Source organism: Novosphingobium sp. 11B (genome assembly GCF_054589055.1).
In genome coordinates this window covers 59,436-71,198 of the sequence record NZ_BAAILP010000060.1, presented here as the reverse complement: position 1 = coordinate 71,198, position 11,763 = coordinate 59,436, and the positions used below count along the sequence as shown (strand labels likewise).

General features: G+C 67.2%; 9 protein-coding genes. 4 read left to right on the top strand and 5 right to left on the bottom strand.

The annotated features are described in order from the left end of the window. The first annotated feature begins 254 nt into the window (after positions 1-254). Both ACYPYD_RS05570 and ACYPYD_RS05565 read left to right on the top strand, forming a co-directional pair. Positions 255-1,559: an NtaA/DmoA family FMN-dependent monooxygenase gene (locus ACYPYD_RS05570; RefSeq protein WP_459662385.1), complete on the top strand. Its 1,305-nt coding sequence runs from the start codon at positions 255-257 to the stop codon at positions 1,557-1,559. Next, a complete protein-coding gene (locus ACYPYD_RS05565) occupies positions 1,559-2,725 on the top strand; it encodes an alpha-hydroxy acid oxidase (protein WP_459662384.1) in 1,167 nt (388 codons plus the stop codon). Before ACYPYD_RS05570 ends, ACYPYD_RS05565 begins: the two co-directional genes overlap by 1 nt. On the opposite strand, the gene malQ is transcribed toward ACYPYD_RS05565, so the two are convergent. Both malQ and ACYPYD_RS05555 read right to left on the bottom strand, forming a co-directional pair. Then, complete coding sequence (gene malQ, locus ACYPYD_RS05560; protein WP_459662383.1) at positions 2,722-4,710, bottom strand: 4-alpha-glucanotransferase; 1,989 nt, start codon at positions 4,708-4,710, stop codon at positions 2,722-2,724. The genes ACYPYD_RS05565 and malQ overlap by 4 nt on opposite strands. 33 nt (positions 4,711-4,743) lie before the next feature. Continuing rightward, positions 4,744-5,970: a glycosyltransferase family 87 protein gene (locus ACYPYD_RS05555; protein ID WP_459662382.1), complete on the bottom strand. Its 1,227-nt coding sequence runs from the start codon at positions 5,968-5,970 to the stop codon at positions 4,744-4,746. A 154-nt stretch (positions 5,971-6,124) separates the two neighbouring features. Here ACYPYD_RS05555 and ACYPYD_RS05550 point away from each other — a divergent pair, with 154 nt between their 5' ends. Beyond that, on the top strand, positions 6,125-6,973 hold the full coding sequence (locus tag ACYPYD_RS05550; RefSeq protein WP_459662381.1) for an arylamine N-acetyltransferase family protein: 849 nt from the start codon (positions 6,125-6,127) through the stop codon (positions 6,971-6,973). Positions 6,974-7,000: 27 nt separating this feature from the next. On the opposite strand, the gene moaB is transcribed toward ACYPYD_RS05550, so the two are convergent. From moaB to ACYPYD_RS05535, 3 genes are read right to left on the bottom strand one after another with little or no spacing between them, the layout of a single operon-like run. Further along, positions 7,001-7,528, bottom strand: coding sequence for a molybdenum cofactor biosynthesis protein B (gene moaB, locus ACYPYD_RS05545; RefSeq protein ID WP_459662380.1), 528 nt, complete (start codon positions 7,526-7,528; stop codon positions 7,001-7,003). Then, on the bottom strand, positions 7,512-9,299 hold the full coding sequence (locus ACYPYD_RS05540; RefSeq protein WP_236727275.1) for a lytic transglycosylase domain-containing protein: 1,788 nt from the start codon (positions 9,297-9,299) through the stop codon (positions 7,512-7,514). The genes moaB and ACYPYD_RS05540 overlap by 17 nt, the downstream gene beginning before the upstream one ends. 59 nt (positions 9,300-9,358) lie before the next feature. Further along, the gene (locus ACYPYD_RS05535) at positions 9,359-10,198 is read right to left on the bottom strand and encodes a uracil-DNA glycosylase family protein (protein ID WP_459662379.1); all 840 of its coding nucleotides are present in this window, start codon (positions 10,196-10,198) and stop codon (positions 9,359-9,361) included. Between ACYPYD_RS05535 and ACYPYD_RS05530 the strand changes: the two genes are divergently transcribed. After that, positions 10,197-11,763, top strand: a 1,567-nt coding sequence (locus tag ACYPYD_RS05530) for an electron transfer flavoprotein-ubiquinone oxidoreductase (RefSeq protein ID WP_459662378.1), incomplete at its 3' end; no start/stop codon positions are given. The genes ACYPYD_RS05535 and ACYPYD_RS05530 overlap by 2 nt on opposite strands.

Here is an 11,763-nt window from a genome sequence, read left to right as displayed (position 1 = left end):
CCCGGACTTGATCCGGGACCGGTGGCTGTCTTTAGGCATACCTTGGAGGCGCGCTTCAAAGTAGGCTGTTCATGGCCAGCGGTCCCGGATCAAGTCCGGGGCGACGATACGCTCAGGCGATGAATTGGATATGATGATCTCACGAATTGGCTGAATATCGCCGATTTCCTGAAGGTCGACGTCCACTAGTGTATACATTGTTCTTGCGGACGCTCTCTACCCCCTTCATCACCGGGGGAGGAGAGGCACCCCGCATGAGCAAGCATATCCATCTGGTCAGCTTCCTGATCAATTCGCCCATCAATCACACCGTGCTGAGCTGGGCGCAGCCGGGCGACAACCGGCTTGACGCGCTGCACGACCTCGCGGCGTGGCAGGACCTTGCGCGGACGCTGGAGCGCGGTCGCTTCGACGGCATGTTCTTCGCCGACACGCCAGGCGTCTTCGACCGCTACCGCGACAGCCACGAGGATGCGGTGAAGTACGGCGTATGCTGGCCTTCGCTCGACCCGGTGGTGCTGCTCTCGGCCCTCGCGGCGGTGACCACGCACCTGGGGCTGGCGACGACGATGTCGACCAGCGCCTATCAGCCATGGACCATCGTGCGGCAACTGGGCACCCTCGATTACCTCTCCGGCGGGCGGATCGGCTGGAACATCGTCACCGGCCACTTGCGCGGCGAGCATCGGGCGCTTGGCCTGCAGCAACTGGACCACGATCGCCGCTACGACCGCGCCGACGAATACATGGAGGTCTGCTACAAGCTGTGGAACTCGGTGAAGCCGGGCGCGATCCTTGCCGACCGGGAGGCGGGGCTGTTCGCCGACCCCGCGAAGGTGGAATTCATCGACCACGCGGGCGAGTTCTTCTCCTGCCAGACTGTCGCGCCGGTGCCGCCTTCGCCGCAGGGGCACCCGGTGCTGTTCCAGGCGGGCAGTTCCGGGCGCGGGCAGCAGTTCGCGGTCAGCCACGCCGACGTCGTCTTCTCGATCCAGCCCAATGTCGCGGGAATGAAGCGCTTCATGACCAATCTGGCCGAGGCCGCGCAGGCGGCGGACAAGGTGACGCCCGGCGTCAGCTTCGGCCTTCAGCCTATCGTCGGCGGCACCGAGGAGGAAGCGAAGCGCAAGCTGGCGGACCTTGTCGAAAAGCTGCCGATCGACGGCTGCCTCGCGCGGCTCTCCGGCACGATGGGCGTGGATTTCGCCGGGATGGACCTCGACCAGCCGCTCGCCGAGATCGAGACGCAGGCATCGCAGGGACTGATGAAGGCCTTCGCCAACATCGAGGGCGATAAGCCCCTGACCTTGCGCGAAGTCGCGATCCGCTGGGGTCTCGCGGTAGGCAAGCCGCAGATCGTCGGCACGCCCGAGCAGGTTGCCGCCGAAATGGAGCGCATCTGGCGCGAAACCGGCTGCTACGGCTACAACGTGACGCCGACGGTGATGGCCAGTTCGGTCACCGATTTCGTCGATCAGGTCGTGCCGATCCTCCAGAAGAACGGCGTCTACCGGACCGAATACGAAGGCACGACATTCCGCGAAAACCTGGGACTGTAATGGGCGGGATTGCGAAGAAGGCCCACAATATCGCGCAAGTTCGGGCACTGGCGAAGCGCCGCCTGCCGCGCGCAATCTGGGAGTTCATCGAGCGCGGGACCGAGGACGACCTGCTGATCCAGCGCAACGTTGCCGCGTTGCAGGCGGTGCAGTTTCTGCCACGGACATTGCGCGACGTGGCTGAACGCTCCGCCGGGATCGAGCTTTTCGGCCGCCGTCAGCCGCTGCCTCTGGTGATCGCGCCGACGGGTGTATCCGATCTGCTCTGGCACCGGGGCGAGCGGGCGATCGCGCGCGCGGCGGCCTCGGTGGGCATACCCTTTACCCAGACCACAAGCTCGACGACCAGCTTTGCCGAGATAGCGAAGTGCGCCACCGCCGGGCACTGGATGCAGATGTACCTCTGGGAGCGGCGCGACCTGTCTTGGCAGGTGGTCGATACCGCGCGAGAGAACGGCGCGGAAGTTCTGGTGCTGACGGTCGACACGCCGATGTGGCCGCTGCGCGAATTCAACAGGCGCGCGGGCATGTCCAATCCAATCCGCCCGAATGCGACGCTGGTATCGGATTTCCTGAAGCGGCCTTCGTGGTTCGCCTCGGTGATCTGCCGTTACTATCTCGAAGGCGGGTTGCCGCAGTTCGCCAATTATCCGCGCGAGGTCGGCGGCAAGCTGACCGGCACTGTAAGCCGTGTGGCGAATTCCGCTTCGGTTTGCTGGCGCGACGTTGCCGAATTGCGCCGCCGCTGGCCGGGCAAGCTGGTCGTGAAGGGCGTGCTCAGCGCCGAGGATGCCCGCATCGCGCTCGATCACGGCGTCGATGGCATCGCGGTGTCGAACCATGGTGGGCGCAACTTCGACAGTTCGCCTCCTGCCATCGACGTGCTGGCGGAGATCGTCGATGCCGTGGGAGATCGCACCGCCGTCCTGTTCGACAGCGGGGTTCGACGAGGGGCGGACGTGATCAAGGCGCTGGCGATCGGCGCGAAGGCGGTGCTGGTGGGCCGCGCGACGCTCTACGGCTGCGCGGCGGGGGGAGAGCACGGCGCGCGCCATGCGATCGACCTGCTTGCCAATGAGATCGACGTGGCGATGGCGATGGTCGGCGTGACCCGGCTGGAGGAACTGGACCGCAGTTACCTGATGCCAGGAACGTTCAGGGGTTAGGCTACCCCCTTGCGGGCATCGTCCACCGCCTGAACCCGCGCGATTGTCGCCGGGTCCTGCAGCAGTTCCGACAGCGGCGCATTCAGGCGGCGTCGCCAGTTGGGGTGCTCGGTGATGGTGCCGGGCAGGTTCGGCTGTTCGGGCTCCGCCAGAAGGTCCTCCAGCGGCGTGATCGCAAGGCCGCAAGGGGTGCTGCCGATATGGCGCAAGGCGGCTTCGACCACCGGCGCGGGATCGTCCGGCGCAGGGCGCGGCGCGGCGTCGCGGGTCAGCGACGCCCAGAGCAACCCGCGATCCCACGCGCGACGGGCTTCGGCTTCATCCATGGTGGTGTCTTCGGGCAGGCGGCCGAGGCGCTGCGCCCATTGCAGATCGCGCCCGCCCCACCAACCTGCGACCGTGGGCGTATCATGCGTGCCGGTCATCGCGGCGGCCTGCGCATCGTAGTCCGCCGCGCCGATGAAGCCGTCGTCGGCCGCGCGTTCGAACCACAGGACGCGCATGCCCAGCATCCCGCGCTCGGTGATTGCCGAGCCGAAGCCATGCGGCATCGTACCCAGATCCTCCGCGACGATGAGCGCGCCCGCCAGATGCGCCTCCAGCGCGACGAGGCGGATGAGGTCGGCGAAGGGGTAATGCAGGTAGGCCCCCGCGCTGGACGGCTGACCTTCCGGCACGACCCATAGCCGGGCGAGACCGAACGCGTGGTCGATGCGCAGCGCGCCAGCCGTGGAAAGCGCGGCGCGGATCGTCGCGATCCACGGCGCATAGCCGCTGCGCGCCAGCCCGCGCGGCGAGAAGCCGGTGAGCATCCAGTTCTGCCCCAGCGGCCCCAGCGGATCGGGCGGCGCGCCGATCGTCAGGCCCTGCAGCAAGGTGTCGCCCATGGACCAGGCATCCGCGCCGCCGGTATGGACGCCGACAGCAAGGTCCGCCAGCAATCCCACCGCCATGCCCGCAGCCTGGGCGCGGCGCTGGACTTCGCCAAGGCTCTCGCGCGCAAGCCACTGGGTGAAGAGGTGGAATTCCACTTCGGCCGCGTTGTCTCGGGCGAAAACGGCCACGGCCTCGCCGTCGGGATCGTGGAATGCGGGCGGCCAGTCCTTCCAGCCTTTCGCGCCCTTGCTGCGGAAATGCACGTCGAGCGCATCGTAGAGCGCCTGTCGCCGCAGGCCCTCGCCATGGGGCGCGTTGTCGTGAGCGATCCGCTCGCGGGTCGGCGCGTCGAGACCGGCAAAAGCTGCACGCATCCGGGCGAGGCGGGCGGGCAGGGCCGCTTCCCAGTTGATCAGCGGGCCGCCGCCACCGGCATCGTCGGGCAGCGGCGGTAGCCCCAGCAGCGCGGGATCACCCATGGCACCGTTCAGATAGAGGCGGCTCGAGGGCGAATAGGGGCTGAAATCGTGCCCGTAGCCTGCGAACAGTGCATGGACCGGGTTGATCGCGATGGCGTCGGCCCCGCGTGCGGCGAAGACTTCGGCGGCTTCGGCCAGTTCCCCAAAGGTGCCGAAAGCACGGGGCTGCTTGCCGCGCAGGGCCGGGATCTGGATGGCTGGACCCCATATGCGTCCCTTGCCCAGCGATGCGACCGTCGGGCACGACGTCGGCGCGACCGCCAGCGTCAGGGCATGGCCGTTCACGGTCAGCGGGTAGTAGCCCGGCGTGTCGATCGCGGGAAGCGTCCAGCGCGCGGTGTCCAGAGGCCGCGTCGAGCCGTCCGGCAGGGTGAGTTGAGCACCGGCGAGGCTTGTCGGCAACGACGTTTCCTTGCCGACGTCGGTGACGATCATCGCCGGAGGTGCTGTCATCTCGGCTTCGACCCGGGCGAGGCTGGCGGCGATCTGCTCGGGCGTTGCCGCCGGGAAGCCGAGCGCCAGGGCTATCGTGCGCAGCGAGGCGTCGGTTACGACCTGCTCCCTGCCGTCGACGTCCCACCAGATACGCTGCAGTCCGATCGCTTCGGCAAGTGCGTGCAATTCCTGCATCCGTCGGGAGGCTCCTCGCTGATGGGGCGAAGGCTAGCGCCTGCGCGGGGCGGCGGCAATCTCGCCTTTGCGCGCGTCCCATGCGATCAGCGCCGCCAGCACGACCGCGACAAGGGCGTAGCGGCCACGGAAGGGAACGTTGAGGATCGGGTATTGTGCCAGCAGGTGCGGCGGGTCGGTCCAAGCCGGGATCACCAGCGCCATCCAGCAGGCGAGCACCATCGGTGTGCGCAGCGGGTGAGGGTTGCCCAGCGTCTGCGCGACGGCGGCGAGGATCACCGGGAAGATCAGCGCATAGTGATAGCCCCAGGCATTGGGCGCAGCGACCAGCGAGGCGCAGAGCAGCAGGTTCAGGCTGTCCAGCGGACGGCTTTCGCGCGTGATCGCTTGATGCGCCATGGCCGCAAGGATGCCGAAGGCCAGCAGCGCCTTGGAGCCAAGCTGAATGGTCTGAGGGATCGGTACGAAATGCAGCACCGGCTGTCCTCCGCCCGCCTCGATATGCGTGGCGATGCCGGCCAGCGACTGCGCAACACCGGGCATCGTGTAGCCCTGCGCATGAGGCAGGAGTTCCAGGAAATACTGCGCGTAGAGCCCCGGCACGGCCCAGAGCAGCCCCAGCAAGGCGATTGCCGCGCTGGCGATCACGGTGGCGAGGGCGGCGCGCCACTTGCGCGGCGTCAGGAACAGCGCAGGGACGAGGCCGGGGTAGATCTTGAGCCAGAACCCCAGGGCGATGGCTATACCTGCGCCTGAGGCACGTCCGCGCGCGGCGCAGTACATGCCCGCGACTGCCGCCCCCATCAGCAGGATGTTGACTTGCCCCGCCGCCAGCGAAGTCCCGATCGGGGCGATCGCCATCGCGCAGAGGAGCGCGGCCCCGGCGGCAAGGCGCGGGCCGCCGGCCAGCCGCACCGCCATCCACGCGGCCATAGCCAGTACCGCGAGGCACAGCGCGGTGTGGATGAGGAACGCCGTGTCGATCGGCAGGCGTGAGAGCAGGTTGAAGTAGACCAGCGAGGGCGGCGGATAGACGAAGCCGCTGACGAACTCGCCGTTATGGCAGATATCATAAGGTGTCGAGAGGTTGGCCGCGCCGCACATGTAAGTCCGGAAATCGAGCGTCAGGGCCGCCTTGCCGGCACCTTCGCGCAGCACCGCGACGAACTCCATCACGTGATGGGCGATCAGCAGTCCGCTCAGCGCGATCAGCCCGAGGGGGAGCCATCGGGCGGGCAATGTTGCGCCGGTCTCGTTCACGTCACCTCCTCCATGGTCTGAAAGCGGAATAGCGACGGGTGGTTACGTCGAGGTGAAGAGAACTTGTCCCGCTTCATCATCCGGTTCTGAGCATGGTATCCCGCCTTTATCCACAGGCTTGCCCACGTCCGGCGAGAGCGGGTAGGGCGGCGCCATGGACATCGATCGCTACCTCGCCCGCATCGGCCTTGCCCACCTACCTTCGGCGGATCCGGAAGGACTCGGCGCGATGCAGCGCGCGCATCGGCAGGCGATCGGCTTCGAGAACCTCGATATTCCGCTAGGGAACGGCATTCGCATCGATTCCGGCAGTGTGTTCGACAAGCTCGTGGTGCAGCGGCGCGGTGGCTACTGTTTCGAGCAGAACCGGCTCTATGGCGATGCGCTGATGGCTCTGGGCATGGTGAACCGGCCGCTTCTTGCGCGCGTGCGCATGGGGCTGGCCGAAGATGCGCCTCCGCCGCCGCGTACGCATGTGCTACTGCTCGTCCGGGCCGAGCCGGGGCGGGCGTGGATCGCCGATGCGGGGTTTGGAGGCAGCTTCGTGCCGCCTCTCCCGCTGGAGGACGGCGCCGAGGCGCAGACGAGCGACGGCGCGGCGCACCGCTTGCGGCGGATCGGGACGATAGGGGCAGAGGGCGGCGAATGGCTGCTCGAACGCGCCGGGCCGGTCGAGGCGACCGACGGCCGCCCGGCACCGCACGGCGAATGGCAGCCGCAGTATGTCTTCGACCTTGCCGAAGTGGTTTCGGACGACCTGGAGATGGCCAACCACTGGACTTCCACCCGGCCCGGCACGCGATTCACCACGCTGCACGTCGCGAGCGTGGTACTGCCTGACGGTTTCGCGGCGCTGAGCGAGCGGACTTTGCGCGTCCATCGCGGCGGGACGACGGAGACGCGTGAGATCATCGACGCCGCCGACTACGCGGTGGCCATGCGCGAACTCTTCGGTATTGCGCTGAGCGAGAAGGAAGCTGCGAGACTCCCCTTGTTCAACTGATGCAGTTCGGCTCTGGCCGAGCGCCCTCTAGCTTTCCAGCAGGCGCGGCATCAGTTCGACGAAGTTGCAGGGGCGGTTGCGGCTGTCGAGTTGCTCGGCGAGGATGCCATCCCAGCCGTCCTTCACCGCGCCGTTCGAGCCGGGCAGGGCAAACAGATATGTGCCGCGCGCGACGACGGCCATCGCGCGGCTTTGCACGGTGGAGGTGCCGATGGTCTTGTAGCTGAGCCAGCGGAACAGCTCGCCGAAGCCCGGAATTTCGCGCCCGCCCAGCATGCAGAGCGCCTCGGGCGTGACGTCACGTCCGGTGAGGCCGGTGCCGCCGGTCGAGACGATCGCGTCGACCTCGGCGTCATCGATCCATGCGTTGAAGAGTGCGGCGATCTGGCTCGCGTCGTCCCGCTCGATCGTGCGGCGTACGAGCGTGTGCCCGGCATCGACGATACGCTGGGCGAGGATATCGCCCGAGGTGTCGTTTTCGGCAGTGCGGGTATCGGAGACGGTCAGCAGGGCGATATTGATCGGCTTGAAAATGCGCTCAGGGTCGATGGCCACGCACGATCGCTCCATTGGGGTTCATCCGCACGCCTTCCGATCCAGCGAGGCCGGGGAAGGTCGGCCACATGCCCTGCACCAGTTCCATGCGGCTCTCCGAAGCGCCGCCTGCCTGCCGCTCGTACATCCAGTAATTGCGCATCACAATGTTCACGTAGCCGCGCGTTTCCCAATAGGGCAGCGATTCTATCCACAGCAGCGGGTCGCCCTGGCAGTTCACTTCGGTCGCCCAGCGGCGCACCGGCACCGGCCCGGCGTTGTAGGCGGCCATGACCTTGGGCAGCAGGCCCTGCGTCCCTGGATCGTTTTTCAGCGTTTCGAGGTGGCGCTGGCCGAAGGCGAGGTTGACCTCGGGTTTGTTGAGATCGGAAGCATTGCCGTTGTAGCCCAGAGATCCGGCGTGATCCTGCGCGGCGGCGGGCATGATCTGCATCAGGCCGCGCGCGCCTGCGGGGCTGACGGCTCCCGCGCGGAACACCGATTCCTGCAGGGTGTGCGCGTAGACCAGCGCGGGATCGACCTTCCAGCCGCCCACCGGGGTCCACTTGGGCGTGGGGAAGCGCGTGGCCGGTTCCGGCTTGCCGCCGTACGGCGCGTTGTAGGCCATCCACAGCTGCGTGCCGGGCAGCCCGAGATCGCGCGCGAGGCGGGTCAGCGGCGCGTACTGCGAGGCATCGCCGATGCGGGCCTGATGGCGCAGCACTTCGTCGGCAAGGCCGTCCTTGCCGATCTCCGCCAGTTCGACGGCGGTGCGGACATTGGGGCTGGCGCGCAGGGCCTGCCAGTCGGCCTGCGTGAAGTCAGCGGCGGCGTGCTGCTCGGGCAGCTTGAGGCCGAGCTGTTCGGCGGCCAGCATCCCGTATAGCGTCTCGTCGCGCGCGGCGGCAAGGCGCAGCGCGGCGCTCGCCTGCTCGGGCTTGCGGCAGCGCACCAGCGAGCGACTGTTCCAGTAATGCGAGGCGGCGGTCAGCTCGGCATTGTCGGACGAGCGTGCGGCCTTGGCGAAGGCGTCGGCAGCGCCGTCGCAGTCGCCCAGACGCCATGCGGCGAGCCCGGCAGTCCACCATGCCTCGCCCACCCACGGGCCTTGCCCCAGCGCGGCGATCTGCGCCATCTGGTAGGCATTGGCATCCTGGTTCTCGATGTAGAAGCTCCACGCCACCTTCTGGCGCCACTCGGCCTGCGAGGAGGGCGAGAGGTTGGCGTCGATCCCGTCGAGCAGCAGGCGCGCGCCCATCGGATCGTCGTTCTTGATGCGGTCGTTGATGCCGTTCGCGATCCCGGCGGGCATCGTGCCGTCGTCGATCGAGGAGGGGCGAACCCGCTTGGCGATGGTCGGCAGGCGCGCGAAGCTCTGTTCGGCTGGGAGCGAGGGGAGGCCGACAGCGCCGCGCTTGAGCGCGAGGCGGCTGATCTGGTCGGCGCCGGGCAGTTCGGTGCCCTGCGAAAGCCACGTCTGAAGGTCGTTCAGCTGGATCTTGGGCGATCCGGAGGCGAGGTAGTATTCGGCGCGGGCCTGCTGGTGGAGCGGGCCATCGGGGCGGTCGGCCAGCATCTTCTGGACGGTGGCCCAGTCCTTCGCGTCGATCGCGTCGAACATCGACTTGTAATAGGTCCGATCGTCCTGGCTGAGCAGCGAAGGGACGGCGGTACGGTCGGCGCGGGTGCGGAAGTAGTCCACAGCAGCGCTGTTGGCGAAGGCCGGTGCTGCCGATGCGCAGGCGGCGATACACGCGCCCGCAAACAGTCCGGCCCTGATAAATCGTTTCAAAGGTATTCCCCGCGATCCTGTGCGATTCGCCTGCTCCGGCTGACCGATGGCCGCATCTCTCAGGACGCGGTCCAATCCAGCCAGGCCCTCCAGAGCACCGGCTTTGCACGCGGCTGCGCGAGCAAAGCAGGCAGCGCCCAGGAGGCGAGCAGGGGTATCGATCCCCCTTCATGATCGAAAGTCCTTAACATGGCAGGACGATGCGGCGATTCGTGGCCGATTAGCGGCAGGACGTTTCCACCAAGGACAAACAGCCTCTTTGGAGCCACCAGAGCGACGTGATGCCGCAGAACCTGCCCGATTCCGCGCTTGCTCATTGCCGCCCAGTCTGCGCCCGGTGTGTGGCGGGGCAGGGCGCTGGCAAGGTAAACGTCGTCGCGGCTCGTGCCGAACGCGGTAAGGATGGCGTCCAGCAGCTTGCCATGTTGGCCGGAGAGCAGCGTTTCGCTGTCCTCGGCCTCGGGTTCCTCGACAACGATCATCAGTTCGGCACCGGCCTTGCCCTGCGGCGCGACGCGCGCGGCGGGGCCGCCTTCGCACAGCAGCGGTTCGCTCAGCCACCACGGCGCGAAGGCCGCGAGGTCGGCGGGCAGGCTGGCGGGATCGAGCTTGGCGGGCGGCGGCGGGGCATCCGGATCGGGCTTCGGATCCGGGCGGCGGCGGGGCGGCGGGGCGCCTTGCAGTTCGGGTGGGGCGAGCCATTCGACCGGCTCGTCGAGAAAGTCGCAGTCCACCCCGGCGTCCCGCCACCAGTCGAGCGCACCTGTGATATCGTCCAGAAATTGCGGATTTGGCGGTTGATCCATCGCGCGGGTCTTGACCTTATGCGCGGGAGCAATCAAGGCATTCGTGAATTTAATCGCTCGACTAAACACGAAAAGAATGCACGGGGCTACCATGATCGAACGCGAAGAGATGCCTTACGACGTTGTCGTCGTCGGCGGTGGACCTGCCGGTCTGGCGACCGCGATCCGCCTCAAGCAGGTGGACCCGGAACTGCAGGTCTGCGTGCTGGAGAAGGGCTCGGAGATCGGCGCGCACATCCTTTCGGGCGCGACGATCGACCCCAAGGCGCTTGACGAACTGCTGCCGACCTGGCGCGAGGACGGCTGCCCGCTGGCCGAAACGCCGGTGACGGACAACTGGCACTGGCACCTGACGAAGAAGGGCAAGTTCTCCCTTCCGCACATCATCCAGCCGCCCTTCATGTCGAACAAGGGCAACTACACCGGCTCGCTGGGCAACTTGTGCCGCTGGCTGGCCGAGCAGGCCGAAGCGCTGGAGATCGAGATCTTCCCGGGCTTCCCCGCCGCCGAGATACTCTATGACGATGCCGGCGCCGTGATCGGCGTGCAGACTGGCGACATGGGCGTCGACCGCGAGGGTAATCCCAAGGGGGACTACCAGCCGGGCATGAACCTGCTGGGCAAGTACACCGTGTTCTGCGAAGGCGCACGCGGCCACCTGACCAAGCGCCTCAAAACCAAGTACGACCTCGAAGCCAATTGCGAGCCGCAAATCTACGGCATCGGCATCAAGGAACTGTGGGACATCCCGGCGGACAAGCACGTCCCCGGCCGCGTGATCCACACCCAGGGCTGGCCGATGAGCGAGAACGACGCCTGGGGCGGCGGCTTCCTCTACCACCAGGCCAACAACCAGGTGGCGCTCGGCTTCGTGACCGCGCTCGACTACAAGAACCCGTACATCTACCCGTTCGAGGAATTCCAGCGCTGGAAGCAGCACCCGGAAATCCGCGCGATCCTGGAAGGCGGCAAGCGCGTCGCTTACGGTGCGCGCGCGATCAACGAGGGCGGCTGGCAGTCGGTGCCTAGCCTCGCGTTCCCCGGTGGCGTGCTGGCGGGCTGCTCGGCGGGCTTCGTCAACGTGCCGCGCATCAAGGGCACCCACACCGCGATGAAGAGCGGCATGCTGGCGGCCGAGTCCATCGCCGCCGCCATCAAGGCGGGCCGTGAGCAGGACACCCTGCAGGACTACGATACCGCCGTTCGCGAAAGCTGGATCGCCAAGGAACTCAAGCTCGTCCAGAACGCCGAGCCGATGGTGGCGAAGTGGGGCGGCGAGCTGGGCACGATCCTCGCGGGCGCCGACATGTGGCTGCGCACGCTGTTCGGCTTCGGCCTCGCCAAGCCGATGAAGCATCACACCGATGCGTCGGAAACCCAGCGCGCGGACCTGTACAAGCCGATCGCCTATCCCAAGCCCGACGGCGTCATCAGCTTCGATCGCCTGACCAGCGTGTCGTACTCCTTCACCAACCATGAGGAGGATCAGCCGGTCCACCTCAAGCTGAAGGACCCGAGCATCCCGACTGCGGTGAACCTGCCGGTCTATGCGGGGCCTGAGGCGCGTTACTGCCCGGCGGGGGTCTACGAGTTCCTCGACGCGGGCGATGGTCCCAAGCTGCAGATCAACGCGCAGAACTGCGTCCACTGCAAGACCT